The sequence below is a fragment of the Kitasatospora sp. NPDC059146 genome (genome assembly GCF_042786665.1).
In the GTDB taxonomy this organism is placed as follows: domain Bacteria; phylum Actinomycetota; class Actinomycetes; order Streptomycetales; family Streptomycetaceae; genus Kitasatospora.
Window position 1 is genome coordinate 1 of the sequence record NZ_JBHZCY010000012.1, and the last position, 25993, is coordinate 25993.

Consider the following 25993-nt stretch of genomic DNA (forward strand, 5'->3'; position numbering starts at 1 on the left):
GGCCCTAGGCCCTGTCCGGCCGATCCCGCCGGGCGCGCCCCAAGGAGAACCCGACGTCCCAGGAGAACCGACGATGACCCTCACCCAGGACCCGTGGGAGCCGCTGCGGACCAGCGCCCTGCTCGGCACCGACCGGCGGCCGCTGCCGCCCACCGCGCTGCCGCTCGCCGAGGCCGTGGACCCGTCCGATCCGGCCACCGCCCTGCTGGAGCTGGCCGCGCTGGCCACCGTCCGCCGCCGGGCCGGCGCCCTGCCGGTACCGGCCGCCGGGCCGCCCGGGCCGCCCGCCCCCGAGGACCCCCGCCCCGAACTGCCCGAGGCCGCCGCCCGCCGGCTGGCCGTCCTGCTCGGCGGGCGCACCGGCGGCACCGGCGGCGCCACCCTGGCCAACCTCGCCGAGCTGCTGCCGCAGTGGCTCGCCGCCGCCCGGGCCGCGGGCCTGCGGCCGCCCGCCGCGCTGATCCCCGGACTGCTCGACGCCGCCCGGGCCCGCAGCGAACTGCGCTCCGACGCCGTCGCGCTGGCCGGCCCGCCGGGCCGCTGGCTGGCCGCGCAGAACCCCGACTGGCGGTTCGTGCTGCGCACCACCGCCGCCGGGCCGGCCCGGCGACCGGCGGACCCGGGCACCCCGGCCGACCCGGCGGACCCGGCCGACCACCGGCTGTGGCACGAGGGCCTGTTCGCCGAGCGGGTCACCCACCTGACCCTGCTGCGCCGCCACGACCCGGCCGCCGGACTGGAGCTGCTGCGCAGCACCTGGCCCACCGAGCGCGCCGAGGACCGGCTGCTCTTCCTGGACGCCCTCCAGGACGGCCTCTCCCCCGCCGACGAGCCCTTCCTGGAGGCCGCCCTGGGCGACCGCAGCAAGAACGTCCGCGCCACCGCCGCCGAACTGCTCTCCACCCTGCCCGACTCGGCGCTCGCCCGGCGGATGGCCGAGCGGGCCCGGGCCGCCGTCCGGCTCGCCGACAGCGGCACCCACCTGCTGGTCACCCCGCCCACCGAGTGCGACGAGCGGATGCAGCGCGACGGCATCGCCCCCAAGTCCCCCACCGGGCGCGGCGAACGTGCCTGGTGGTTCGGCGAGTTGGTGGCCGCCGCGCCGCTGTCGGTCTGGCCGGCCGACACCGGTCTGACGCCCGGGCAGCTGCTCGCGCTGCGGGTCGGCGACAGCCTGGACGAGACCAGCAGCAGCTGGGCCGACGACCTGCGGGAGGCCTGGGCGCGCGCCGCCGTACGCCAGCACGACGCCGACTGGGCCCGCGCCCTGCTCGGCCCGGCCCCCGCCCCGCCGACCCGGGGCGCCGGGCGGGCCCGGGGCGCGCGGGTGACCGGCGCCCCGGCGAAGCTGCTGGCCGTGCTCCCGCCCGAGGAGCGGGCCGCCTGGACGGCCGCCTTCGTCGAGGTGCACGGCCTGGCCGAGGCCTTCCAACTGCTCGGGGCCTGCGCCACCCCGTGGACGCCGCCGCTGTCCACCGCCGTGGTGACGGCGCTGGCCCGGGCCGCCGCCTCCGGCGCGTACCCGTGGAGCCACAGCGGGGTGCTCGGGATGACGGAGCGCGCGCTCGCCCCCGGGACGGCCGCCGCGGTGGAGGAGCTGGCCGCCGGGGCCCCGCCCGACTCCGCCTGGTCGGAGACCTTCGCCCGGCTGGCCGGGACCCTGCGCTTCCGGGCGGCGATGCTCGACGAACTGACGGTCACGCCGGGTTGACGCACCGGCGGGCCGGGCAGCCGGTACGGCCGGGCGGGCAGCACGGCCGTACCGGAGCGCGCCCCGGGAACGCCCGAGCGGGCCGGTCCAGGACGGACCGGCCCGCTCGGCGCGCGGCGGAGCTCAGCCGGCGGTCCGCAGGTTGGCCTCGACCCAGGCGACCACGTCCCGGGTGGTGGTGCCCGGGGTGAAGATGTCGGCGATGCCCATCGCCTTGAGCTCGGCGATGTCCTCGTCCGGGATGATCCCGCCGCAGAAGACCTTGATGTCCTCGGCGTCCCGCTCCTTCAACAGCTCCAGCACCCGGGCGCACAGGGTCATGTGGGCGCCGGAGAGGATCGACAGCCCGATGCCGTCCGCGTCCTCCTGGATCGCGGTGTCGACCACCTGCTCGGGGGTCTGGTGCAGCCCGGTGTAGATGACCTCCATACCGGCGTCGCGCAGGGCGCGCGCGATGACCTTGGCGCCACGGTCGTGACCGTCGAGCCCCGGCTTGGCGACCACCACACGGATCGGCCCCGACACACTCATCACTGCCTCCTGGACCTCGTCGTCCATCATCCGACCGGGCTTCGTGGGCCCACGGTGCGGTTGACGCGGTTAACGCTCGATAACCAACCAACCTGAGGGGAGATTAGCGCCACCCGCCCCGGTTGGCCGAGCCACCTCCCAAGAGGAGGGCAAAGTCACAGCGCCGGGCCTTGCTACCAGCGGGTACTCCCGTCGACGGGCCCCCGGACACCGCGCGGACCCCCGTGCGCCCCCTTGACAACCGGCGGTTTTTCCGGGGTGTCGGCCGTGGGGCTACAGTCACGCCTGTTTACCTCGCCCGACGACGTGACCGAGGCCCACCGAGGAGGCAGCCCCCGATGGCTCCCGAAGCAGCCGCCCGCCCCACCCGTGCGGAGCTGCGCCTCGCCGCCCGCGAGCAGTCCCGCGCCCAGCGCCGCGGCGCCGCCAAGGCGGCCACCCGGGCCGCCCTGTTCCGGGTCGCGGTGCCCTCGGTGGCCGCGCTCGGGGTCGCCGGGGCGGCGGGCGCGGCGGTGGTCCAGGAACAGGCCGACCGGGCGCCGGCCCAGGCCTCGGCGCCCGACGCCCCCACCGGACCGGCCGCAGCGCAGAGCGCCCGGCAGGCGCTCGCCCACACCGACCAGGACCAGGCCTCGCGCGGCGACGCCCGCGGGCCGCTGACCGGCACCCAGCCCGGCGACGGCACGCCCACCGCCACCCCGACCGCCCAGCCGACCCCCGAGCCGGTCAAGCCCAAGGTGGTCATGCCGGTCGCCCGGCACGGCCTGGGCGAGCTGTTCGGCGCCTCCGGCGAGCACTGGGCCCGGCGGCACACCGGCATCGACTTCCCGGTGGACGGCGGCTCCGAGGTGTACGCCGTCACCGACGGCACGCTCCGGACACAGTGGAACCCGTTCTACGGCTACATGTCGATGCTGAAGATGCCGGACGGCACCGAGGCCTGGTACTGCCACCTGCGCAGCTACAAGGTCCGCAAGGGGCCGGTGAAGCAGGGCGACGTGATCGCCTTCGTCGGCAGCAGCGGCAACAGCACCGGACCGCACCTGCACTTCGAGATCAGGCCGAAGGACAGCGGGCCGATCGACCCGCTGCCCTGGTTCCTCGCGAACGGGCTGGACCCGAGGTAGCCCCCGGGGCCCGCCGCGGACGCCCTACAGCTTCTCGACCGGCGCGTAGCGCAGCACCAGCCGCTTGCGCCCGCCCGAGCCGAAGTCCACCTCGGCCTGCGCGTTGTCGCCGGCGCCCGTCACGCCCACCACGGTGCCCAGCCCGAAGGTGTCGTGGGTGACCCGGTCGCCGACGGCGAGCGAGGCGACCTCGCGCTCCACGACCTTGCCGCCGCGCCGCACCGACTGCCCCCAGCCCGCCTTCGGCGCCGCCGAAGCGGACGACGAGGACCGCGAACTCCCGCCCCCGGACGAGGACTTGCCCCAGGAGGAGCCCGAGGAGAAGCCGCGCTGGACCGGCGCCTGGGCCGCCCCCGTCCGCTTCCACTCGACCAGCGCCCCCGGGATCTCCTCCAGGAACCGCGAGGCCGGGTTGTAGGCCGGCTGCCCCCAGGCGCTGCGCAGCACCGAGCGGGTCAGGTAGAGCCGCTCGCGGGCCCGGGTGAGGCCGACGTACGCGAGCCGGCGCTCCTCCTCCAGCTCCTTGACCTGGTTGAGCGCCCGCATGTGCGGGAAGATCCCGTCCTCCATGCCGGTCAGGAAGACGACCGGGAACTCCAGGCCCTTGGCGGTGTGCAGGGTCATCATCGTGATGACGCCCTGGCCCTCCTCGTCGTCGTCCGGGATCTGGTCGGAGTCGGCGACCAGCGCGACCCGCTCCAGGAAGTCGGCCAGCGAGCCGACCGGCGGCGCGCCGTCCTCCCCGGCGTCCGGCCGCTCGCCCGGGTCCTGCTCGTACTCCAGCGCCACCGACGCGAGTTCCTGGAGGTTCTCCACCCGGGTCTCGTCCTGCGGGTCGGTGGAGGCCTGGAGCTCGGCCAGGTAGCCGGTCTCCTCCAGGACGGCCTCCAGCACCGCCGCCGGGCCCGCGCCCGACTCGACGACCTGGCGCAGCCCGGCCATCAGGACGTTGAACTTCTTGACGGCGTTGGCCGAGCGCGCGGCCATCCCGTACGCCTCGTCGACCCGCACCAGCGCCTGGGCGAAGGAGATCCGCTCCCGGGCGGCCAGCGCGTCGACCATCGCCTCGGCCCGCTCGCCGATGCCGCGCTTGGGCACGTTGAGGATCCGGCGCAGCGGCACGGTGTCCTCCGGGTTGGAGAGCACCCGCAGGTAGGCCAGGACGTCCCGGACCTCCTTGCGCTCGTAGAAGCGCACCCCGCCGACCACCTTGTACGGCAGGCCGACCCGGATGAACACCTCCTCGAACACCCGGGACTGGGCGTTGGTGCGGTAGAAGATCGCGACGTCGCCGGGCTTGGCCTCGCCCTTGTCGGTGAGCCGGTCGATCTCGTCGGCGATGAACTGGGCCTCGCCGTGCTCGTCGTCCGCGACGTAGCCGACCACCTTCTCGCCGTGGTCCCCGGCCGTCCAGAGCTTCTTCTCGCGCCGGTTGGCGTTGCGCTCGATGACGGCGTTGGCGGCGCTCAGGATGGTCTGGGTGGAGCGGTAGTTCTGCTCCAGCAGGATCGTGGTCGCGTTCGGGTAGTCCTCCTCGAACTGGAGGATGTTGCGGATGGTCGCGCCGCGGAAGGCGTAGATCGACTGGTCCGCGTCACCGACCACGCACAGCTCGGCGGGCGGCACCTCGGCGAGGTGCGCGGCGGCCGGGTTCACGAACTCGCCGTCCACGGTGCGCCTGGGGGCGGCGGCGACCGAGCCCCCGCTCAGCTCGCGGACCAGCATGTACTGGGCGTGGTTGGTGTCCTGGTACTCGTCGACCAGGATGTGCCGGAACCGGCGGCGGTAGTGCTCGGCGACGTCCGGGAAGGCCTGCAGCAGGTTCACCGTCGTCATGATGATGTCGTCGAAGTCGAGCGCGTTGGCCTCGCGCAGCCGCCGCTGGTAGAGCGCGTACGCCTCGGCGAGCTTCTTCTCCATCGGGTTGGCGGCCTGGTCGGCGAAGGTCTCCTCGTCGATCAGCTCGTTCTTGAGGTTGCTGACCTTCGCCGTGAAGGACTTCGGCGGGAACTGCTTGGGGTCCAGGTCGAGGTCGCGGCAGACCAGCGACATCAGCCGCTGGGAGTCGGCCGAGTCGTAGATCGAGAAGCTGGAGGTGAAGCCCAGCAGCTTGGACTCGCGGCGCAGGATCCGCACGCAGGCGCTGTGGAAGGTGGACACCCACATCGCCCGGGCGCGCGGGCCGACCAGCGCCTCGACGCGCTCGCGCATCTCGCCCGCGGCCTTGTTGGTGAAGGTGATCGCCAGGATCTCGCCCGGCTGCACCCCGCGGGCGCCCAGCAGGTGGGCGATCCGGTGGGTCAGCACCCGGGTCTTGCCGGAGCCGGCGCCGGCCACGATCAGCAGCGGCGAGCCGGCGTGCAGCACGGCCTCGCGCTGGGGGTCGTTCATCCCCTCCAGCAGCTGCGCCGGGTCGACCACCGTCCGCGCGGCGCCGTTGCGGTACCAGGCGTCCCGCTCGGCCTCGGCGGCGCCACCCGGCTGATTGAAAGCAGTCGTGTGGAACAGCCCGTCCGGGATCGCCTCCTCGTACGCGTCGTACGGGACTTCGTCCTCGTACGGCGGGGGCTCCTCGTCGGCGGCGTCGACGGGCACGGCGGGCTGCTTCGACCCGGCGGCGGGTGCCTCGAAACCGGGGAGCGGGAGGTCGTCAAAGAGGCTACTCATGGCAATGACGAGTCTATGGCCACCCACCGACAAGCCCGCCCGCCCCGGGGGATCCGGGGCGGGCGGGCTCGGCCGGCAGGTCAGACCAGGCGGCGGGCGGTGGCCCAGCGGGTGAGCTCGTGGCGGTTGCTGAGCTGGAGCTTGCGCAGGACGGCGGAGACGTGGCTCTCGACGGTCTTCACCGAGATGAAGAGCTGCTTGGCGATCTCCTTGTAGGCGTAGCCGCGGGCGATCAGCCGCAGCACCTCGCGCTCGCGCTGGGTGAGCCGGTCCAGGTCCTCGTCCACCGGCGGGGTGTCGGTGGCGGCGAAGGCGTCCAGGACGAAGCCGGCCAGCCGGGGCGAGAAGACCGCGTCGCCGTCGCCGATCCGGAAGATCGCGTCGACCAGGTCGGTGCCGGTGATGGTCTTGGTGACGTAGCCGCGGGCTCCGCCGCGGATCACGCCGATGACGTCCTCGGCGGCGTCCGAGACGGAGAGCGCCAGGAACTTCACTCCCCCCTGCTCCCCCATCACGCCGGCCGAGCGGCGCAGCACCTCGACGCCGCCGCCGCCGGGCAGGTGGACGTCGAGCAGGACGACGTCCGGCCTGGTCTCGGCGACCACCCGGACCGCCGAGTCCACGTCGTCGGCCTCGCCCACCACGTCGATCCCGGTCACGTCGGTGCGGCCGATCTCGGCCCGGACCCCCGTCCGGAACATCCGGTGGTCGTCCACCAGCACGACCCTGGCCGTGCGCCCCGGCTCTGCCTCAGTCATTCGTTCTCTCCATCTCCAGCTCGACCTCGGTGCCGCCGCCCGCCGCCGGCCGCACCCGCGCGGTGCCGCCGTGCCGCTTCATCCGGCCGATGATCGACTCCCGTACGCCCATCCGGTCCTCGGGCACCGTGTCGGGGTCGAAGCCGGGTCCGTGGTCGCGGATGAACACCGACACCGTCCTCCCCTCCACCTCGGCGTAGACCTGGACCGGTCCCCCGCCACCGTACTTGGCCGCGTTGACGGTCGCTTCCCTCGCGGCCTGCATCTGTGCCGCGACTTTCTCGTCCATCGGGCAGTCGCCGACGATGACCAGCTCGACCGGGACGCCGTGCCGGTCCTCGACCTCGGCGACGGCGGCGCGCAGGGTCTCCGCCATGGTGTCCGGCGCGGCCTCGGCGGCGGCCTCCGGGCGGTACAGCCACAGCCGCAGCTCGCGCTCCTGGGAGCGGGCTAGCCGGAGCACCTCCTTGGGGTCCTCGGCCCGGCGCTGGATCAGGGTGAGGGTGTGCAGCACCGAGTCGTGGATGTGCGCGGCGATCTCGGCGCGCTCCTGGGCCCGGATGCGGGCGGTGCGCTCGGCGCCGAGGTCCTGCCAGAGCCGCAGGCCGTACGGGCCGAGCAGCACCAGCACGCCGGCCAGCACGGCGAGCGAGGCCTCGATCACCGAGCCGAGGGTGGAGCCGCTGCCCTGCATGGCGAGCAGCGCGATGGTGCCGACCACCGCGAGCAGCACGCCCGCGCCGACCCGGGTGTAGGCGCTGCGGCGCTTCTCGCCCTCCTCGATGCCGAACCAGCGCTGCCAGCGCGAGTCGTCGGCCTGCCGCCAGACCAGCGCGACGCCGACGCCGATCGCCAGCAGCGGCCAGGTGTACGGCTTGGCGGTCTGCCAGCCGAGCACGTTCAGCAGCGCGATCAGGCCGATCACGACCATGACCAGGGCGGCGAGCTGGCCGATGCCGCCCTGCCCGGTCCGGCCGCCGGGCCGGGTGCCGGCCTCGCCCTCGCCCTCCGCGGCGGTGGCGGTGGCGGCCGCGACCGGCTCGCCCTGGAGCGCGTGCTGGAGCAGTTCGCGCAGCCGGCCGACCCAACCGCCGCCGCCCGACTTGGTCACCGGGGTGCCCGGCCGCAGCCAGGGCGAGGTCGGGACGTAGACGCCGTTGACGTTCACCCAGTGGGTGCCGCCGCGCTGCGAGGGCTCGCCGATGCCGATCGGCACCACGAACCAGAACGCCGCGTACAGCAGCGCCCCGATCCCCTGCGCGAAGAACAGCAGCACGAAGGCCAGCCGGACCCAGCGGACGGGCAGCCCGAGGTGCACCGCCAGGCCGTGCGCGACGCCGCCCAGCATCCGCCCCTGCGGGCTGCGGTAGAGCCGGCGGTAGGGCGGCCGACCGTCGGCGGGCGCGTTCGGGTCGGCGCCGGCCGGCGCCGCGGCGTCGGGGGCGAGGGGGCGGGGATCGGTACCGGGTGCTGCCACGTCACCGATGGTTCCACGCGGGCGCCTCCGGGCGCATCAGGGTGGCGCCCCCCAGTCCTCTCAGGGAGAAGTCAGGGTAGGGACAGGGCCCTACCCGGTTGGGCCCGCCCGCCCGCTGCCGGAAGGATGGTGCCCATGACCGAGGACCACATCCAGGAGGCCGGGCCCACCGCCCCGCCGGAACCGGAGCGCCCGCCGCTCACCAGGACCGAGCACCACCGCGTGGTGGCCGGCGTCTGCGGCGGCCTCGGACGGCACCTGGACATCGACCCGGTGGTGTTCCGGGTGGTCACCGTGGTGCTCTGCCTCTCCGGCGGCCTCGGACTCTTCCTGTACGGCCTGGCCTGGCTGATCGTCCCGACCGAGGCCGGCGAGGGCAAGGGCCGCGGCGGGCGCACCGAGCTCCAGCGGGTGCTGACCGGCCGGGTCGACGGCCAGTCGATCGGCGCGGTCCTGCTGACCGTGATCGGCACCGGGGTGTTCTTCTCCTCGATGGGCGACGGCGACCAGCTGTTCCCGCTGCTGCTGCTCGGCGGCCTGGTCTTCCTGGCGGTGCGCTACGACCCGGAGCGCCGCCGCGGCGGTTTCCGGGGCCGCGGCCGCCGCCGCGGCGGCCCGTACGACCGCCACTTCCCCGACGCCGAGGGCCAGGGCTGGCCGTCGGACGAGGCCCGGGCCCGGCACGCCGCCGCGCAGGCCGCCGGGACCGTCCCCGCCGACTCCCCCGCCCCCGGCCCGAGCGGCTACCTGTGGGACCCCCGCCACCCCGAGCGCAACCCGTACGGCGCCACCGACCAGGGCGGCACCCCGCCGCCCGGTGCGGGCCCCAAGGTGCCGCCGCCGGGCGGCCCGGCCCAGGCCTGGTGGCAGCGGGCCGACCTCCCGGCCGGCGACCCGCTGCGCAAGGAGCGTCCGGAGCGGCGCGAGCCGGCCGTCGTCCGGCACCCCAAGGAGCGCTCGCCGCTCGGCTTCTTCGGCTTCCTGCTGGCGATCGGCGCCGCCACCGCGGTCTGGTCCGCCTCGGTCGGCCACACCGACGTCACCAGGCTGAGCACCGTGGTGCTGGCCACCGGGCTGCTGGTGATCGGCCTGACCCTGCTGCTGGCCGCGAAGTTCGGCAAGGCCCGCAAGCTCGCGGTGCTGGGCCTGCTGACCACGCTGGCGCTGGCCTTCGCCGGCCACTCGCCGCACACCGTGCAGGACGCCGTCGGCGACCGCACCTGGACGGTCGCCGCGGCCACGGACCTCAAGGACCGCTACAACCTCGGCGCCGGCAACATCCGGCTGGACCTCTCCCGGCTGGACCCGGCCGGCGGCACCGTCGCCACCAAGGTCGACCTCGGGGCCGGCGAACTGGTGGTCACCGTGCCGGCCGACGTCACGGTGGACCTGGTCGCCCGGGTCGGCCTGGGCAACGTGACCGTCCCCGGCGGCCAGGGCGGCGGCACCGGACGGCACGTCTACCAGCTCGGCCCGGTGGACGGCCGCCAGTCCAAGGGCACCATCGATCTCCAACTCGGCATCGGCATCGGCGACATCAAGGTGGTCCAGCAGTGAGGAAGCACCGGCTCGACCTGTTCTCGCTGATCGCGGGCGGGCTGTTCACCGTGATCGCCGTGCTCTACCTGGCGGCGGCGCTCAACGACCGGTCGGTGAACGGACGCGTCGTCGTCCCGGTCACCTTCATCGTGCTCGGCGTCGGCGGCCTGGCCGGCGCGGTCGCCGCGGTGGCCCGGCGGGGCCGGCCGGACCGCGACGAGTAGGGCGTGCCGTGCGGCTCAGCTCTGCTGCGGGCCCAGGGTCAGCTTGTCGCCGTTCCGGCTGACGGCGTAGCGGGGCAGCGGTTTGACCGCCGGGCCGTTGACCACGGCGCCGGTCGCGGCGTCGAAGCGGGAGCCGTGGCAGGGGCAGTACAGCTGGCCGTTCTTCGGGGCGTCCACCGCGCAGCCGGAGTGGGTGCAGACGGCGGAGAAGGCGCAGTACTGGCCGGCCTTGGGCTGCACGATGTAGACGCCGTCCCCGGTGGCCGGGTCCTTGACCTGGGCCGAGCCGCCGACCGGCACGCTCGCCGCGGCGACGCTGGGGGCGGGCGCGGCGGGCGCCGTCGCGGTGCCGCCGGTGGCCGGGGCCGCGGACTGCTTGGGCGCGGCCTTGCCGCCGCGGCCGAAGGTGCGGGTGAGCGAGCCGGTCAGCAGCCCGGCGCCGCCGATCGCGACCGCCGCGATGCCGCCGTCCACCAGCGCCCGGCGCTTGACGTGCTCCTCGGTCAGCCCGCGCTCGCGGTCCCGGCCGGCCCGGCGGGCGAGGTAGCCGTCCACCGACAGGTACGGCGTGCCGGCCAGCAGCAGCGGGGTCCAGGCCATCAGGTAGCCGAGGTCGTTGCCGAGGTAGTACGGCGAGACGTTCCAGCTGACGGTCAGCCACAGGCTGAGGTTGATCAGCGCGCCGCCGAGCGCCGCGATCCGGCCCCAGAGGCCGAGCAGGGTGCCGAGGCCGACCGCCAGTTCACCGAAGGCGATGGCCAGCGCGGACAGCGTCGGCGAGTCCAGCGCGGGGCCGAGCAGGAAGCCGATCGGGCTGCCGCCCGCCTTGGCGGCCTGCGTCTGCGAGACGAAGGAGGCCGGGTCGCCGGCGCCGGCCAGGAAGTGCGCGTCGGAGAGCTTGTCCAGGGCGGCGTAGACGAAGGTGACGCCGAGGAACAGCCGCAGCGGCAGCAGCGCGTACCTGGACGCGAACGCCCGCCGCTGGGCCGCCCGGTCGGCCCGGCCGGCCGGCCCTCCGTCGATCGCCTCGGAGTCGCTGACCTCCGACATCCCGCACACCTTCCCTCGCGGCCTGCCACTCCCTGACAGGTCCGGTCCGCATTCTGCCCGCTCCTGCACGCTTTCGGTGGGACGTACCGGGGCCGGGGCCGAGAACGGCCGCGCCGCCGTTCCCTTCACTACGGGAACGACGGCGCGGCTGTTCAGGCTTCGCGGGGAGTGCTCACTCCCACTCGATGGTGCCCGGCGGCTTGCTGGTGACGTCGACGACGACGCGGTTGACGTCGCGGACCTCGTTGGTGATCCGGGTGGAGATCTTCGCCAGCACGTCGTACGGCAGGCGCGACCAGTCGGCGGTCATGGCGTCCTCGGAGGAGACCGGACGCAGCACGATCGGGTGACCGTAGGTGCGGCCGTCGCCCTGCACGCCCACGCTGCGCACGTCGGCGAGCAGCACGACCGGGCACTGCCAGATCTCGCGGTCCAGGCCGGCCGCGGTCAGCTCCTCGCGGGCGATCGCGTCGGCGTCGCGGAGCAGGTCCAGGCGCTCCTGGGTGACCTCGCCGACGATCCGGATGCCCAGGCCCGGGCCCGGGAACGGCTGGCGCTGGACGATCTCCTCCGGCAGGCCCAGCTCCTGGCCGACCATCCGGACCTCGTCCTTGAACAGCTTGCGCAGCGGCTCGACCAGCTGGAACTGGAGGTCCTCGGGCAGGCCGCCGACGTTGTGGTGGGACTTGATGTTGGCGGTGCCGGTGCCGCCGCCGGACTCCACCACGTCCGGGTACAGGGTGCCCTGGACCAGGAAGTCGACCGACTCGCCGTTGGCGCCGGCCTCGGCCACGATCTCGGCCTGGGCCTGCTCGAAGACCCGGATGAACTCGCGGCCGATGATCTTGCGCTTCTCCTCGGGGTCGGTGACCCCCTTGAGCGCGCCCAGGAAGCGCTCCGAGGCGTCGACGACCTTGAGCTGGACGCCGGTGGCGGCCACGAAGTCCTTCTCGACCTGCTCGGTCTCGCCCTTGCGCATCAGGCCGTGGTCGACGTAGACGCAGGTCAGCCGGTCGCCGATGGCCTTGTTGACCAGGGCCGCGGCGACCGCGGAGTCCACGCCGCCGGACAGGCCGCAGATCGCGCGCTTGTTGCCGACCTGCGCGCGGATCAGGGCGATCTGCTCCTCGACCACGCTGCCGGTGGTCCAGGTCGGGGCGATGCCGGCGCCGCGGTAGAGGAAGTGCTCCAGGATCTGCTGGCCGTGGTCGGAGTGCAGCACCTCGGGGTGGTACTGGACGCCGTACAGCCGGGCCTCGTCGTTCTCGAAGGCCGCGACCGGGACCACCTCGGTGGACGCGGTGACGGTGAAGCCCTCGGGGGCGGCGGAGCAGGCGTCGCCGTGCGACATCCACACCGAGTGCTCCGCCGGGACGCCCTCGAACAGGGTGGAGCCGGTGCGGGAGACCTTCAGCGGGGTGCGGCCGTACTCGCGGGCGCCGCTGTTGTCGACGGTGCCGCCCAGGGTCTTGGCCATCAGCTGGAAGCCGTAGCACATGCCGAAGACCGGGACACCGGCCTCGAAGATCGCACGGTCGAGCTGCGGCGCGCCCTCTTCGTAGACCGACGACGGACCGCCGGAGAGGATAATCGCCTTGGGGTTCTTGGCGAGCATCTCGGCGACCGGCATGCTGCTCGGCACGATCTCGCTGTAGACCCGCGCCTCACGCACCCGACGGGCGATGAGCTGGGCGTACTGGGCACCGAAGTCGACCACCAGGACGGTGTCGTTGTCCGGCACGGACTGGACGGGAATTGCAGAGGACACAGACGGCCTTCCGGCAGCGGTATCAGCGGTATCGAGGTGTCGCGCGCAGCCGCCTCCCCGACGGAGGGCAGCGGCGGCGGACGGGTGTGGGTGTCTGGACACCGATTCTACCGGGCTGTCCGGTTTCACTCGTCTGCACGTCCAAAGGACCGTGACCGGGCGGGGCCGCCCTTCGTTGCTTCTGACGACCGCACGAGTGCGTCGCGTCCGCCAGACGCGCCGCCACCGCCCCGACCGGGGCACCGCCGTGCGGGTGCAGGACCACGCGTGGAGCTTCACCCCAGTCCACCGGCGCATGTGGCGCCGCCGCCCCGGCCCGCCGGGGAGCGGCTCCGTGGGACCGTGCGCGGGTGCCGCGGCCGGCCAGCAGGGGACAGCGACCCCGGCCGCGACTGGGCCGAGAGGTGGGACGGCCGGCTCCCCGGGGACGCCCGGGACCGGCCGTCGCACCGCCCTTCGATCCGCCCTTCGATCCGGGCCGCGCCCCGGGCGCACCACCCCCGCCGTCCCGCGCTGCTACGCGCGTCCCCGTGCGCCGCAACCCCCCAGATCACTACTCACCGTGATCATTCGACGCGGTGCCGCCGGTAAATGGACTGTGCCGAACTGTGCCGAATCGGTTGCAGAACGGCCCCTCCGTCCACCACGATGCTCGGTGTGACCGGTTCTCCCGGCGGCCGGCAGGCCTCCCGTGGGGCCCCGGACCATGGCCTCCGCAGTCGCCGTCCGGAACGACGACAGCGGTCGTCACCTCACGCTCCGTGAGCAAGGGACCGGCGCAGACCTGCCCGCCGACCACGCCGCACGGAGCCGCGCGTCCCGCGCCACCGGCCACCCACGCCGGCGCCGCACGGGCGCACCACGAGCCGACCGACCCGACGGCGCTCCTCCCCCGGCGCCGTCACCCCCCAGCACCGGCGCAGCCCTGACGCCGCGTGCTGAGCGACAAAGGGCCCCGTTCCCCCGCGGGGCCCTTTGCCCTTTCCGCGGCACGCTTCTCCGCCGGGCGCTTCCCCGCCGCGCGCCGGCCCTAAGGGTGGTCGCGCCAGACCGTCGGGTCCACCGGCTCCTCGCCCGGCCGCGCCTCGGCGGGGGCCGGGGCCGGCGGCACCTCGTGCGAGCCGATCACCTCGCTGACCCCGGCCACCACCGACGCCTCCGCCACCGGCGCGTCCGCCACCGGCCCGGGCGGCGGCGCCTGGGCCGGCACCGCTCCGTAGGGCGGCCCCGCCGGGTACGGCGCCTCCGGCGGCACCGTCCCGTGCGTCCCGTGCGTCCCGTACGCCGCCGAGCCGTACGGCGCCGCGCCGTACAGCGCCGCGTCGCGACCGCCGAGCGCCGCCAGCAGCGCGGGCACCAGCAGCGCACCCACCGCCGCCCAGACCGCGCTGGCCACCAGCACGCCGAGGAACACCAGGCCGACCGAGGTGTCCTGGGTGGTGACCGAGCGGTTCGAGCCGCCCCAGCCGCTGGAGTCCGGCGCCAGGAAGGACATCGCCGAGCTGGTCAGCCCGCCGGACGCCGCCGTCAGCCCGGTCAGCAGCACGGCGTACACCACCGCCAGCCGGACCCGGTCGGCCGCGTCCAGCCGCCGCCGGTGGGCCGTCCAGCCGAGCAGCACCGCCCCGGCGAGCGCCAGCAGGGCGGCCCAGCGCCAGTCGGCGCTCTGGTCGTGCAGGTCGAAGAAGGAGAACTCCGTCCAGCGGCCGCCGGGATCGCCCCAGCCCGGGGCGTCCCCGCCCAGGCTGGTGCCCGCCCGGAGGGTCGCGCCCGAGCCCAGGCCGAGCAGCCCCAGGCCGAGGTTGGGCAGGAAGGCCAGCGAGACCGCCGTCTGCCAGCCCCGGTCGCTGTTGGCCGCGACCAGCACGAAGGCCGTCACCGAGGCCAGGCCCAGGGTCAGCGCCAGCGCCTGGCCGGCCGTCAGCGCCGCGACCGCCCAGCCGCGCACCGAGCGGTTGCGCCAGGCGGCCCAGCGCAGCGCGTCGGTGCCGTAGACGGCGAAGGCCAGCAGCCCGCCGAGCAGGACGGTCCAGCCGACCGCCCAGAGCCAGCCGGAGCCGGTGCTGTACGTCGGCTTCCCCAGGCTCAGCGCGGTGCCGTAGTAGTCCGGGTTCCGTGCGGCCGTCGCGGGCTGCCAGCTGGTGCTGCCGACCAGGCCGAGCACCGCGGTCACCAGGCCGAGCACCACCGCCGTGCGCAGCGCCTCGCCGCCGGCCTGGCCGCGGGTCAGCTGGGTGCCGTCCGCCTTGCGCCGGCGCCGCCCGGCCCGCAGGCCGAGCCAGAGGGCCAGGCCCCACAGGACGGTGACGGTCATCGGCACCACCCAGAAGGTGACGTCCAGGCCCTCCGAGCGGCCCCGGCCGACCGGGCTCCGGAGGCCGAGCCGGAACGGCGCCCCGAGCGCGTTCAGCGCCATCGCCAGGGTGGCGAGGAGGCGGTCGCCGAAGTCGGGCGTCGGGAAGGTCCGGTCGTAGGTGTAGTCGCTCGGGATCGCCGCGACCAGCGCGGCCAGCAGCAGCACCAGGGTCGGGGCGACGGCGGCCCGCAGGGCGGGGCGCCAGTCCGGGCCGGCCAGCAGCCGCCGGCCGGGCGAGGACGGCTGGTACGGCCGGCCGGCGCCCCAGCTGCCCAGCGCGGGCGGGCCGCCGACCGGCGGGTACCCGGCGCCCGGCGGGTACCCGGCGCCCGGCGGCGGGGGGTACCCGGCCGGCGGCACCGGCGGCGCGGCAGGCGGTACCGGCGGTCCGAGCGGCACCGGCGGCGCGGCAGACGGTACCGGCGGTCCGAGCGGCACCAGCGGCGCGGCAGACGGCGGGGGCGGCGGCGCCCACGGCCGACCGCAGGAGCCGCAGGCAGGCGCCCCCGCCACCCGAGTCGCGCCGCACGATGCGCAGTTGGCCATGGCCGCAGTCCCCCCGCTCGACGAGTTCCTGGTCCCCCAGGGAGCCCGTTTATCCCATCGGACCCGAACGACTGTCAACCGGGAAGCGGCACAGGTGGGTTGGCCCTCCCGGGCGGGTTCAGCCCTGCTTCTTCGGGACCTCCGGGACGGGCAGCAGCGGCAGTCGCAGCGCGCCGAACGCGCCCTCCGGCACGGCCGGTCGCACCGGTGCGACCGGCGCGACCCGGTGGTAGGACCCGCCCTGCTCCGGGCGCCGGTCGGCCTCGCCCTTGTTGGGCCACATCGACATCGCGCGCTCGGCCTGCGCGGTGATGGTGAGCGAGGGGTTGACGCCGAGGTTGGCGGAGACCGCCGAGCCGTCCACCACGCTGATCCCCGGGTACCCGTACAGCCGGTGGTACGGGTCGACCACGCCGGTCTCGGGGGCGTCGCCGATCGGGCAGCCGCCGAGGAAGTGGGCGGTCATCGGGATGTCGAAGATCTCGCCGACGGTGCTGCCCGCGAAGCCGTTGATCTCGTCGGCCAGCGCCTGGGCGCCCTTCTCGGCGGCCGGGATCCAGGTCGGGTTGGGGGTGCCGTGGCCCTGGCTGGAGGTGAGCCGGGGCTTGCCGAGCGGGCCCTTCTTGAGCGAGACGGTGATCGAGTTGTCGAGCGACTGCATCACCAGGCCGATGATCGTCTTCTCGGACCAGCCGCGCTGGTTCATCGACCGGGCGAAGGTCACCGGGTGGAGCGCCGAGTTGCCCAGGTAGCGCAGCCAGCGCGGGCCCTTCCCACCGCCCTTGACCTGGGCGATCGACAGCGCGCCCATCGCGTTGGAGCCCTTGCCGTAGCGGACCGGCTCGATGTGGGTGTTGGCGTCCGGGTGGATCGAGGAGGTGATCGCCACCCCCTTGGTGAAGTCCGCCTTGGCGCCGTAGCGCCGGTCGGTGGTCTGCGCGCCCACCAGCGCCTCGGAGTTGGTGCGGGTCAGCTCGCCGAGCCGGGCGGAGATCCGGGGCAGGTGGCCGGCGTCGCGCATCCGGTGCAGCAGCGACTGGGTGCCGTAGGTACCGGCCGCGACCACCACCCGGGCCGCGGTGAGGGTCCGCGCGCCCGCCTTGACCCGGTCGGTCCTCGACCGGGAGTCGGTGCGCCGCACGTCCACCGCGAAGCCGCCCCCGGACTCCCGGATCCGGGCCACGGTGGTGAGCGGGTGGATCTCCGCGCCACCCTGCTCGGCCAGGTACAGGTAGTTCTCGGTGAGCATGTTCTTGGCGCCGTGCCGGCAGCCGGTCATGCACTCGCCGCACTCCACGCAGGCCTTGCGGGCCGGGCCGGCCCCGCCGAAGTACGGGTCGGCGACCTCCTCGCCGGGCGCGCCCTTGGCGGTGCCGTCGGTGTCCTTGCCGTCCCCGAAGAAGACCCCGACCGGCGCCATGTGGAAGGTGTCCCCGACGCCCATCTGCTCGGCCGCCGCCTTGAGGTGGACGTCGGACGGCGTGACGGTCGGGTTCAGCCGGACCCCGAGCATCCGCTGCGCCTGGTCGTAGAACGGCGCCAACTCCTGCTGCCAGTCGGTGATGTGGCGCCACTGGCGGTCCTCGAAGAAGGCCTTCGGCGGCACGTACAGGGTGTTGGCGTAGTTCAGCGAACCGCCGCCGACCCCGGCGCCGGCCAGGATCAGCACGTTGGCCAGCAGGTGGATCCGCTGGATGCCGTACAGCCCGAGCTGCGGCGCCCACAGGTAGTTCGGCAGGTCCCAGGAGTTGCGGGGCAGTTCGTCCCGCTCGAAGCGCCGCCCGGCCTCCAGGACGGCGACCCGGTAGCCCTTCTCGGTCAGCCGCAGCGCCGCGACCGAACCGCCGAAGCCGGAGCCGACCACGACCACGTCGTAGTCGAACTCCGCCGCACCGCCGGACTCCACCATCTGCCTCTGCTCCTCGGGGTCGAAAAAGGGGGTCGGACCGGTCGGGGGAACCCCGGCCGGGGGCACCGCTACTTGAACCGCAGCGCCTTGAGCGCCCGCAGCCCGCCGGTCATCACGGCGGCGAACTGCTTGTCGTCCAGGCCGAACGAGGGCGCGATCGGCATCAGCCGCTGGGTCGAGACGGTCTGCGCCTCGGTGAACCGCAGGATGCCGTCGGCGCCGTGCCGCCGGCCCAGACCGGAGTCGCCCATGCCGCCCATCGGCGCGGCGACCGAGCCGTAGGCGGCCGCGTAGGCCTCGTTGACGTTGACCGTCCCGGTGCGCAGCCGGGCCGCGACCGCCCGGCCGCGCCGCAGGTCCCTGGTCCAGACGCTGGAGTTCAGGCCGTACGGCGTGGAGTTGGCGGCGGCCACCGCCTCCTCCTCGGTGTCGAAGCGGTAGACCGAGACGACCGGGCCGAAGGTCTCCTCGCCGCACACCGCCATCTCCGGGGTCACCCCGTCCAGGACGGTGGGTTCGTAGAAGTACGGGCCGAGGTCGGGCCGGGCCCGCCCGCCGGCGAGCACCACGGCACCGGCCTTGACCGCCTCGTCCACGTGCCGGGTGGTGGTGTCCAGCTGCCGGGCGGAGACCAGCGAGCCCATGTCGGCGCCGTACGCCAGACCACCGCCCAGCCGCAGCGCCTTGGTGCGGGCGACGAACAGCTCCAGGAAGCGGTCGGCCACCGAGCGGTGCACCAGCAGCCGCTCGATCGAGATGCACAGCTGCCCGGCCGAGGAGAAGCAGGCCCGGACGGCGCCCGCGGCGGCGGCCTCCAGGTCGGCGTCGGAGAGCACCAGCATGGCGTTCTTGCCGCCGAGTTCGAGCGAGGCGCCGACCAGCCGGGCGGCGGCGCGCTGGGCGACCTCGCGGCCGGTGCGGGTGGAGCCGGTGAAGGAGACGTAGTCGGCGTGCTCCACCACGGCGGGGCCGATCACCGGGCCGTCGCCGATCACCACCTGCCACAGGTCGGCCGGCAGCCCCGCCTCGATCAGCAGTTCGCGGGCCCACAGGCCGGTCAGCGCGGTCTGGGTGTCGGGCTTGTTGACGACGGCGTTGCCGGCCACGAAGGCGGGCAGCAGGTCGCCGACGCACAGCTCCAGCGGGTAGTTCCACGGCGAGATGTGGCCGATCACGCCCTTGGGGCGGCGGGCCTCCACGGTGTGGGTGAGCACCGGCAGCGCACCGCCGCGGCGCCGGTCCTTGAGGTAGCCCTGCGCGGCGCGCCCGTAGTGCCGGGCGGCCATGGCGACGGCCAGCACCTCCTCGAAGGCGTGCAGCCGGGCCTTGCCGGTCTCCGCCTGCACCAGGTCCAGCACCTCGTCCTGCCGCTTGAGCAGCAGGTCGTGGAAGCGCAGCAGGACGGCGGCGCGGCGGCGCACCGGCAGTGCGGCCCAGGCCGCCTGGGCGCGGCGGGCCAGCTGGAAGGCGACCTCGACGTCGGCCGGGGTGGACTGCGGCAGACCGGCCAGCCGCTCACCGGTCAGCGGGGCGACGGTCTCCACCAGACTGGGCTCGCCGGTCGCGGTGACCCCGCCGGCCAGCCGCTCGACCAGGGACCGGGGCACGGCCGTCGCGACGGTCCGGCCCCCGCCGGGGGCGGCCGGGTTGCCGTCCGCCGGGGCGGCGCCGGAGTGTTCGGTGGCCACTGCATCTGCTGTGAGGTCCGACATACGGCGCAGCCTAGGCCTTCGGGCCCCGGTGCGGTACCCGTCGGTAACAAGAATCTGCCGCAGTCGGGCGAAAGCGGGGCGCTCCGCCCGTACGGCCCGCTCCCCCCTCCCGGGCCCAGCGGGTCGGGCTCAGCGGATCGGGCTCAGCGGGTCGGGCTCAGCCGGTCGGGCTCAGCGGGTCGGCGTGAAGTGGTTGAGCACCGTGGTGAAGCGCTGCTCGGCCTGCTGCCACTCGCCGTCCTTGTCCGGGCTGGACGCGTAGACCGCGTAGGCGGTGCCGTCCTCGTCGATGAACTCGGTCTCGATCGCCCGCCGGCGCCCGCCCTCCTTGGCCGCGTAGCTGAACTCCCAGGTGGCCGCCTCGTGGCCGTTGACCACGGAGCTCGCCATCCGGAGCTGCTTGTAGTCCTTGAGCGACTTGGAGACGCTGCCCTCCATCTGCCGCATGTGGTCCAGCGGCTTGACGGACTGGCCGACGGTGACCGCGAACTGCAGGTAGTGCACCCGGTTGTCGGGGCTGTAGAAGATCTGGTTGGCGTCGGTGCCGAGGCTGCGCTGCCAGGCCGGACCGCCGGTCGGCAGCGGGAAGCGGAAGCCGGCCTGGTCGTCGACCCAGCGGTAGCCGGCCGGTGCGGGCGCCCCCGGGGCGGGGGTGCCGGTCTGGTCCGGTTCGGTGGGCCCGGCGGTGTCGGGCTGGGTGGTCGGGGTGGGGTCGGCGGTCGAGGAGCCGACCACGTGCCGGGTCGCGAGGAAGGTCGCCGCGGCCGCCAGCAGGCCGACCGCCACCGCGACGGCGACCAGCTTCATCCGGTTGCGGCGCTTGGCCGGACCGCGCACGGGCGCACTGGGGTGCGCGACCGGCGCGCCGACGGCGGTGTGCGCTCCCCCGGGGGCTTCGGGCCCGACCGGGGGTACGGCGGCCGCCACCGCGGTCCCGGCCGGACGCGGGTCCGTCGGCGCCTCCGAAGCGGCCGGGGCGTCCGAGCCCTCCGGCGCCGAGGCCACCGTCCCCTCCGGCCCGGCCGGGCGGTCCACCACCGGCACCGACTGGGTGGGCGTCCGCACCGGGCCGACCGTCGACCCGACCGTCTTGAGCCCCATGGTGTGCCCGGCCTGGACCTCGGCCAGCATCCGGGCCGCCTCGTCCGCGTTCGGCCGGTCGTTCGGGTCCTTGGCCATCAGCGCGGCCAGCACCGGGCCGAGCGGACCGGCCCGGCGCGACTCCGGCAGCGGCTCGTCGACCACCGCGGCCAGCGTGGTGATCGGCGAGTCCCGGCGGAACGGCGACTGGCCCTCGACCGCCGCGTACAGCGTCGCCCCGAGGCCCCACAGGTCGGAGGCCGGCCCGGGCCGCTCGCCCTGGGCGCGCTCCGGGGCCAGGTAGTCCGGCGAACCGACCAGGTCACCGGGCCGGGTCAGCTCGGTCGAGCCCTCGTACTTGGCGATGCCGAAGTCCAGCAGCACGACCCGCCCGGTGCCGCGCTCCAGCAGCACGTTGGCCGGCTTGACGTCCCGGTGCAGCACGCCCAGCTGGTGGCCGCGGTGCAGCGCGGCGAGCACCTGGCTGCCGACCTCGGCGGCGGCCCGCGGCGGCAGGGTGCCGTCCTGGCTGATCACGTCGGCCAGCGAGCGGCCGTCGACCAGCTCCATCACGATCCACGGCCGGCCGTCCTGCTCCAGCACGTCGTGCACGGTGATCACACCGGGGTGCTTGATCCGGGCGGCGGCGCTGGCCTCGCGCTTCATCCGGGTGTGCAGGATCTGCAGGTCCTCCTCGGGAAGGTGGTTGACGGTCAGCTCCTTGACCGCGACCTCGCGGTCCAGCATCCGGTCCCAGGCCCGCCAGACCGTCCCCATCCCGCCCCGGCCGAGCCGCTCACCGAGCTCGTACCGCCCGGCCAGCAACCGCTCCGCCTCGGCCGCTTCCGGCCGGTCCTGCACGCCCATCGGCGACCGCTCCCCCTCTCCGCTTCCACCCGCGCCACGACGGCCGAACGACCGCCGCAGACCGCTGTTCGAACAAATCCCACGGACACATTAGGCGCACCGTGCCGAGCCCGGTAATCTCGCCCACCCGCCGGACCGGCGGACCGGCGCGAACCGGGGCCGTCAGCCTGCGAACAGGACCACGGCGACCACGGCCAGCACCAGCAGCAGGAACACTCCTCCGACCAGCAGCGGACCCAGCAGCGCCGGGCGTATCCGGGGGCTCCTCGCACTCCCCGCCCCGGTCTCCGGCGCCGCCGCCGGCCGGGCGCGCCGCCGACGCAGCGGCACCAGCGGCGCGTCGGGCTTCAGTTCGACCTCCCGGGCCGCCCGCTCCCCGTCGGCCGGCTCCGGCGCGCCCACCAGCAGCGCCGCCAGCTCCTCCCGCAGCTCCGCGGCGGTGGGCCGCAGCGTGGGGTCGGGCTGCACCAGCCGCTCGACCGCCGGCGCCACCGGCCCGCAGACCACGGAGGGTTCGCGCCGCCCGTCCCGCACGGCCGTCACCAGCTCGGGCACGCCGAGCTCCGGGAACGGCGAGCGCCCGGTGACCATCCGCTGCAGCAGCACCCCGAGCGCCCAGCAGTCCCCGGCCGGGCCGCCGTCCAGCGGCCAGCGCTCGGCCACCGGACCGGCCAGGGTGGCCCGGACCTCGTAGCGGCGGCGCCCGCCGGGCCCGCCGAGGTCCTCGGCCAGCGCCTCCTGCGCCACCCCGTCCAGCAGGCCGCCGAGCATCGCCGCGCCGTCCTCGCAGACCAGCACCGACTCGGCGGTCACATTGCCGTGGGCGAGCCCGGCCTCGTGCAGCGCCCGCAGCGCGCCGGCCAGGTCGGCGGCCAACTCGGCCGCCCGGTAGGGCGGGAGCGGTCCGGCGGTGAGCAGTTCGGCCAGCGTCCGGCCGGCCGGGCGCTCCTCGACCGTCCACAGCAGCTCGCCCTCGACGAAGGCGCCGACCCCGCGCAGCAGCCGCGGGTGCCACGACGGGGCGGCCGCGCCGACCGCCGCCACCCGCCGCACCAGGCGGTCCCCGTGCCCGGGGTTCGGCTCGTCCGGATCCTGACCCGCCGTCAGCAGCGCGGGCAGCTCCACAGCGCGCAGCAGGACCGTTTCACCGGTCCGCTCGTCCACCGCGCAGGCGCGCAGCAGTTCGGGACGGTCCGTCAGCCGGTACCGCCCCGCCAACAACTGGCCCGGGCCGCCTCGCATGCCAGTTCCTCTCGCTCACCGAGCAGCCTACTGATCGGCTCCTTTACGCTCGGCCCCATGGACTGGACCGATCTGATCGACACCGCCTTCAAGATGGCGGGCAACAGCAACCAAGCCAACCGGGCCGAGGCGGTCCGCACCGTCGAGGCGTCCGTCATCGGGGGCGAGAAGCCCGTCGCCTCCACGGCCGGGCGCCATCCCGACCACTTCCGCAAGGGGGTGCTGGTCCTCACCACCCACCGGCTGCTCTTCCTGAAGGACGGGAAACCTCCGGTACCGGTTCCGCTCGCCGCCGTCACCGACGCCGCCGTCGCCCGGACCAAGCTCAACCGCGAGGTGCTGACCGTCGTCGCGCTGACCGGCTCCCACCGCTTCGAGGACGTGGCCAAGGCCGAGGTCTTCGCCGAGCAGGTCCGCGAGGCCGCCCGCCTCGCCCGTACCTCCCCGCCCGCTCCGGCACCCGCTCCCGGGTCCCCGGCCGGCGAGCAGCTCATCGGCCAGCTGGAGCGCCTGGCCGCCCTCCGGGCCTCCGGCGCGCTCACCGACGAGGAGTTCACCCTCGCCAAGCAGCGCCTGCTCGGCTGAACCGGACCTACGGCGCCGGCTGGAAGGTGTTGAAGACGACGTCCCGGGCCGGGGCCTGCGCGGCCCACTGCGCGTCCGGGACGATCCAGTAGATCGAGTAGCCGTACTTGGCCGGACTGCCCGTCACGAAGCCGCGGTTGAGCGAGTGGCTCTTGGGCGTGCCGTTGGTCCACTCCCAGTCCGCCGCGTTGGTCCACTGCCGGTAGGTGATCGCCGCCAGGTTCACCCTCTGGTAGTTGGTCACTTGGCCGCGCACGTTCGGCTCGGACTCCTGCCAGTCGGCCAGGGCGCTCTCGCCGGGCGTGGTGGTCCACTCGATCCGCAGCTGGCTGCCGTCGGCGGAGTTCTTGAAGATCCGCCGGTTGGCCTCCGACCCGGCCGGCTGCAGCCAGTCCGGCAGCACGACCGAGAAGCCGCTCGGGTCCTGGTACGCGTGGAAACCGGCCGGCACCGCCCCACCGGGCGGGGTCGGCGCCGGGTCGCTCGACGCGGACGACGCCGACGGCTGCGGCTGCGGCTGTGCCGGGGTGGTGGCGGCCGGCGGCGGCACCGCGGCCGAGGACGGCGCCTCGGTGGGCGTGCCGCCCGGAGCCGGCGCACTGCCCGTCGCCGTCGGCCCCGCGCTCGGCGTGGCCTCCCCGGTGGTGGCGGCCGGCGAGGTGGCGCCCGCACTGTGCGTGCCGGCCCCCTTCGCCCCGGTGTCCCCGCTACCGACCGCCCGGACCACCGCGACGATCCCGGCGATCAGCAGCAGCACGACCACCACGGTCGCGATGGCCAGCCGCCGCCGTCCCTTGCGCGGATCGGCCCCGGCCGCCTGGGTCGCGCCCATCGTCCACTCACTGGTCACCGGCCGGATCGGCTCGGTCGCCGGCGCCGACGCGGCCGGATCGGCCGCCTCGGCCGGCCCCGCTGCCTCCGCCACGGGCTCCACGGCCTTGGCCCGGCTCCCCACCCGGACCGTCCCCAGCAGCCCGCCCACGGTCCGCTTCGGCGTCTCCTTCGGCGTCTCCTCCGGAGCCGGGGCCTCCTGCGCGCTGCCTTCCCCGGCGGCGTCCTTCTGCTCCGCCTTCTCCCCGCCCGCGACCGGCACCGCGTGCTCGGTGGTCGACTCCGCCCGCGCGGTCGCCTCCGCCACCACCCGCTTGAGCATGGAGCGGGTCTGCGTCGCGTCCAGCCGCTTCGCGGGGTCCTTCTCCAGCAGCCCCTCGATCACCGGCAGCAGCGGCCCGGCGTTCACCGGCGTGGTCAGGTCCTCGGTCATCACCGCGGTCAGGGTGGCCAGCGCCGACCCCCGGTCGTACGGCGGCCGCCCCTCGACCATCGCGTACAGCGTCCCGCCCAGCGACCACAGGTCGGCCGGCGGACCGGGCTTCTGCCCGCGCGCCCGCTCCGGGGATATGTACGAGGGCGCGCCGACCAGCATCCCGGTGGACGTCACCGAGGCGTCGCCCTCGACACTGGCGATCCCGAAGTCGGTGAGCACGACCCGGCCGTCCTCGCCGATCAGCACGTTGGACGGCTTGACGTCCCGGTGCAGGATGCCCAGCGCGTGCGCCGCGATCAGCACGCCCAGCACGTCCAGCGCGATCTCCGCCGCCCGGGCGGGCGCCAGCGGCCCGTCCTCCCGCACGACGTCGGCCAACGAGCGGGACTCGACCAGCTCCATCACGATCCACGGCCGGTCGTCCTCGTCGACGACGTCGAAGACGGTCACCGCCGAGTTGTGCCGGATCCGCGCGGTGGCCTTCGCCTCGCGCAGCGTCCGGACGATCAGCCGGTGCTTCTCCTCCTCCTCGACGCTGGCGTTCATCCGCAGTTCCTTGACCGCGACGGTCCGGCCCAGCATCTCGTCCTCGGCGCGCCAGACAGTGCCCATGCCACCGCGTCCGAGCACGCCGTTCAGCCGGTAGCGGCCGGCCAGGAGGCGGCCGGTGGAACCCTGCGCCTGGGTCATTCGGAACGTTCCCCCATGTGCTGCTGGCGGTCGTGGTGACGGCGCGTCGGCCCGGCCCGGGCCCGAACGCCCAAGCCTCCATCATCCCCTGTCCGGGAAGGTGGCGGCCACCCGCCCCCCGTCCCAAGCCGGGACGAACCGGAACGGGTGCGACGCTCCGTGCCCGATCTGTGATCGAAAACTCGCCATGATCTGCCCGGAGCGCTGCTACCGTTCGGCAGCTCATCGTTTTTCCGGGGGGACTCGATGCCCATGACCGCACCCGCACCGGGCGCTGACGGCCCGTCGCCACGCCCGCGCACCGCCCAGCACTTCTCGGTGGCCCCGGTCCTGGACACCCCCGAGGGCTACGTCGCCCCCGGCATGCCCGGCGTCCCGGTCACCGGCTACACCCCCGACACCCCCGCCCCCCTCCGCCGGGCCCCCCGCCGCCGCACCGCCCTGGCCCTCGCCCTCGCCCTGCTCGCCACGCTCCTCGGCGGCCTCGCCTACGGCTGCGCGCCCCTGCGCGCCGCCGACAGCCTCGGCTGGCTCACCATCGCCCAGGCCGGCCTGGTCGCCCTCCCCCTCGGCCGCCTGGGCGGCCGGAACCCGCTGCTCCCGCCCCTGGGCGCCCTCCTCGCCGCCGGCGCCCTCCTGCTCGGCCAACTCACCCAGCACCTGCGCCTGCTCCTCGCCACCACCCCCACCCCCCACCCGCTCCTCCCCCAGACCCTCACCGGCTGGCGCGGCGACCTCCGCCCCCTCGACCTGGCCTTCTACGCCATCGCCCTGATCGGCGGCTTCCTCCTCACCCGCCGCTCCGCCAACGGCACCTGATCCCCACCCCCGGGAACACCGACGGCCCGCTCCCCCCGGAGGGAGAACGGGCCGTCAGCCGAGGACCA

At 75.0% G+C, this 25993-nt stretch carries 18 protein-coding genes and 1 pseudogene; 6 read left to right on the forward strand and 13 right to left on the reverse strand.

Translation table 11 applies throughout. The annotated features are described in order from the left end of the window. The first annotated feature begins 73 nt into the window (after window positions 1-73). The gene (locus ACFXPX_RS07550; RefSeq protein ID WP_380590040.1) at window positions 74-1711 is read left to right on the forward strand and encodes a DUF5691 domain-containing protein; all 1638 of its coding nucleotides are present in this window, start codon (window positions 74-76) and stop codon (window positions 1709-1711) included. Between the two features lie 123 nt (window positions 1712-1834). On the opposite strand, the gene ACFXPX_RS07555 is transcribed toward ACFXPX_RS07550, so the two are convergent. Beyond that, window positions 1835-2242 carry a cobalamin B12-binding domain-containing protein gene (locus ACFXPX_RS07555; protein ID WP_375882192.1) on the reverse strand — a complete coding sequence of 136 codons (408 nt, stop codon included), beginning with the start codon at window positions 2240-2242 and terminating at the stop codon, window positions 1835-1837. A 338-nt stretch (window positions 2243-2580) separates the two neighbouring features. On the opposite strand from ACFXPX_RS07555, the gene ACFXPX_RS07560 reads away from it, so the two are divergent. Beyond that, window positions 2581-3369 carry a M23 family metallopeptidase gene (locus ACFXPX_RS07560; RefSeq protein WP_375882190.1) on the forward strand — a complete coding sequence of 263 codons (789 nt, stop codon included), beginning with the start codon at window positions 2581-2583 and terminating at the stop codon, window positions 3367-3369. Between the two features lie 24 nt (window positions 3370-3393). On the opposite strand, the gene pcrA is transcribed toward ACFXPX_RS07560, so the two are convergent. The 3 genes from pcrA to ACFXPX_RS07575 all read right to left on the reverse strand — a co-directional run bounded on the left by pcrA (window position 3394) and on the right by ACFXPX_RS07575 (window position 8142). Then, entirely contained in the window at window positions 3394-6036 is a 2643-nt protein-coding gene (gene pcrA, locus ACFXPX_RS07565; protein WP_380590037.1) for a DNA helicase PcrA, read from the reverse strand. 80 nt (window positions 6037-6116) lie between these two features. Beyond that, window positions 6117-6794: a LuxR C-terminal-related transcriptional regulator gene (locus ACFXPX_RS07570; protein WP_375882185.1), complete on the reverse strand. Its 678-nt coding sequence runs from the start codon at window positions 6792-6794 to the stop codon at window positions 6117-6119. Beyond that, window positions 6787-8142 carry a PspC domain-containing protein gene (locus tag ACFXPX_RS07575; protein WP_380521319.1) on the reverse strand — a complete coding sequence of 452 codons (1356 nt, stop codon included), beginning with the start codon at window positions 8140-8142 and terminating at the stop codon, window positions 6787-6789. Before ACFXPX_RS07575 ends, ACFXPX_RS07570 begins: the two co-directional genes overlap by 8 nt. A 264-nt stretch (window positions 8143-8406) precedes the next feature. Here ACFXPX_RS07575 and ACFXPX_RS07580 point away from each other — a divergent pair, with 264 nt between their 5' ends. Beyond that, window positions 8407-9828 carry a PspC domain-containing protein gene (locus tag ACFXPX_RS07580; RefSeq protein WP_380640042.1) on the forward strand — a complete coding sequence of 474 codons (1422 nt, stop codon included), beginning with the start codon at window positions 8407-8409 and terminating at the stop codon, window positions 9826-9828. Beyond that, complete coding sequence (locus ACFXPX_RS07585; protein WP_380640044.1) at window positions 9825-10034, forward strand: hypothetical protein; 210 nt, start codon at window positions 9825-9827, stop codon at window positions 10032-10034. The genes ACFXPX_RS07580 and ACFXPX_RS07585 overlap by 4 nt, the downstream gene beginning before the upstream one ends. 15 nt (window positions 10035-10049) lie before the next feature. Here the strand turns inward: ACFXPX_RS07585 and ACFXPX_RS07590 are convergent, their stop codons facing one another. From ACFXPX_RS07590 to ACFXPX_RS07625, 8 genes and pseudogenes are all read right to left on the reverse strand, one after another. Continuing rightward, window positions 10050-10508: a ubiquinol-cytochrome c reductase iron-sulfur subunit gene (locus tag ACFXPX_RS07590; protein WP_380640089.1), complete on the reverse strand. Its 459-nt coding sequence runs from the start codon at window positions 10506-10508 to the stop codon at window positions 10050-10052. Window positions 10509-10550: 42 nt separating this feature from the next. Next, window positions 10551-11084 (reverse strand): annotated as a pseudogene (locus ACFXPX_RS07595) (DoxX family membrane protein); the annotation flags it as partial. Between the two features lie 172 nt (window positions 11085-11256). Next, entirely contained in the window at window positions 11257-12825 is a 1569-nt protein-coding gene (guaA, locus tag ACFXPX_RS07600; protein WP_375882178.1) for a glutamine-hydrolyzing GMP synthase, read from the reverse strand. 1057 nt (window positions 12826-13882) lie between these two features. Beyond that, complete coding sequence (locus tag ACFXPX_RS07605; RefSeq protein WP_380640046.1) at window positions 13883-15607, reverse strand: hypothetical protein; 1725 nt, start codon at window positions 15605-15607, stop codon at window positions 13883-13885. A gap of 265 nt (window positions 15608-15872) precedes the next feature. Next, window positions 15873-17663: a GMC oxidoreductase gene (locus ACFXPX_RS07610; RefSeq protein WP_375882172.1), complete on the reverse strand. Its 1791-nt coding sequence runs from the start codon at window positions 17661-17663 to the stop codon at window positions 15873-15875. A gap of 68 nt (window positions 17664-17731) precedes the next feature. Continuing rightward, window positions 17732-19375 (reverse strand): succinic semialdehyde dehydrogenase, encoded by a 1644-nt coding sequence (locus ACFXPX_RS07615; protein WP_380590031.1) that lies wholly within the window; start codon window positions 19373-19375, stop codon window positions 17732-17734. A gap of 171 nt (window positions 19376-19546) precedes the next feature. Next, complete coding sequence (locus tag ACFXPX_RS07620) at window positions 19547-21322, reverse strand: protein kinase (RefSeq protein ID WP_380521202.1); 1776 nt, start codon at window positions 21320-21322, stop codon at window positions 19547-19549. Window positions 21323-21484: 162 nt separating this feature from the next. Further along, entirely contained in the window at window positions 21485-22564 is a 1080-nt protein-coding gene (locus tag ACFXPX_RS07625; RefSeq protein WP_380521204.1) for a protein kinase, read from the reverse strand. A gap of 57 nt (window positions 22565-22621) precedes the next feature. On the opposite strand from ACFXPX_RS07625, the gene ACFXPX_RS07630 reads away from it, so the two are divergent. Further along, the gene (locus ACFXPX_RS07630; RefSeq protein WP_380640048.1) at window positions 22622-23149 is read left to right on the forward strand and encodes an SHOCT domain-containing protein; all 528 of its coding nucleotides are present in this window, start codon (window positions 22622-22624) and stop codon (window positions 23147-23149) included. Window positions 23150-23156: 7 nt separating this feature from the next. Here ACFXPX_RS07630 and ACFXPX_RS07635 read toward each other — a convergent pair whose 3' ends face one another. Continuing rightward, window positions 23157-25106, reverse strand: a complete 1950-nt coding sequence (locus tag ACFXPX_RS07635; protein ID WP_380640050.1) for a serine/threonine-protein kinase — start codon at window positions 25104-25106, stop codon at window positions 23157-23159. 252 nt (window positions 25107-25358) lie between these two features. Between ACFXPX_RS07635 and ACFXPX_RS07640 the strand changes: the two genes are divergently transcribed. After that, window positions 25359-25925: a hypothetical protein gene (locus ACFXPX_RS07640; protein ID WP_380640052.1), complete on the forward strand. Its 567-nt coding sequence runs from the start codon at window positions 25359-25361 to the stop codon at window positions 25923-25925. Window positions 25926-25993: the final 68 nt, after the last annotated feature.

Bases quoted from the DNA above. Each gene is read 5' to 3' on its own strand.
- ACFXPX_RS07550 (WP_380590040.1), top strand. From the start codon at position 74: ATGACCCTCACCCAGGACCCGTGGGAGCCGCTGCGGACCAGCGCCCTG.
- ACFXPX_RS07555 (WP_375882192.1), bottom strand. From the start codon at position 2,242: ATGAGTGTGTCGGGGCCGATCCGTGTGGTGGTCGCCAAGCCGGGGCTC.
- ACFXPX_RS07560 (WP_375882190.1), top strand. From the start codon at position 2,581: ATGGCTCCCGAAGCAGCCGCCCGCCCCACCCGTGCGGAGCTGCGCCTC.
- pcrA (WP_380590037.1), bottom strand. From the start codon at position 6,036: ATGAGTAGCCTCTTTGACGACCTCCCGCTCCCCGGTTTCGAGGCACCC.
- ACFXPX_RS07570 (WP_375882185.1), bottom strand. From the start codon at position 6,794: ATGACTGAGGCAGAGCCGGGGCGCACGGCCAGGGTCGTGCTGGTGGAC.
- ACFXPX_RS07575 (WP_380521319.1), bottom strand. From the start codon at position 8,142: ATGCTGGGCGGCGTCGCGCACGGCCTGGCGGTGCACCTCGGGCTGCCC.
- ACFXPX_RS07580 (WP_380640042.1), top strand. From the start codon at position 8,407: ATGACCGAGGACCACATCCAGGAGGCCGGGCCCACCGCCCCGCCGGAA.
- ACFXPX_RS07610 (WP_375882172.1), bottom strand. From the start codon at position 17,663: ATGGTGGAGTCCGGCGGTGCGGCGGAGTTCGACTACGACGTGGTCGTG.
- ACFXPX_RS07615 (WP_380590031.1), bottom strand. From the start codon at position 19,375: ATGTCGGACCTCACAGCAGATGCAGTGGCCACCGAACACTCCGGCGCC.
- ACFXPX_RS07620 (WP_380521202.1), bottom strand. From the start codon at position 21,322: ATGGGCGTGCAGGACCGGCCGGAAGCGGCCGAGGCGGAGCGGTTGCTG.
- ACFXPX_RS07625 (WP_380521204.1), bottom strand. From the start codon at position 22,564: ATGCGAGGCGGCCCGGGCCAGTTGTTGGCGGGGCGGTACCGGCTGACG.
- ACFXPX_RS07630 (WP_380640048.1), top strand. From the start codon at position 22,622: ATGGACTGGACCGATCTGATCGACACCGCCTTCAAGATGGCGGGCAAC.
- ACFXPX_RS07635 (WP_380640050.1), bottom strand. From the start codon at position 25,106: ATGACCCAGGCGCAGGGTTCCACCGGCCGCCTCCTGGCCGGCCGCTAC.
- ACFXPX_RS07640 (WP_380640052.1), top strand. From the start codon at position 25,359: ATGACCGCACCCGCACCGGGCGCTGACGGCCCGTCGCCACGCCCGCGC.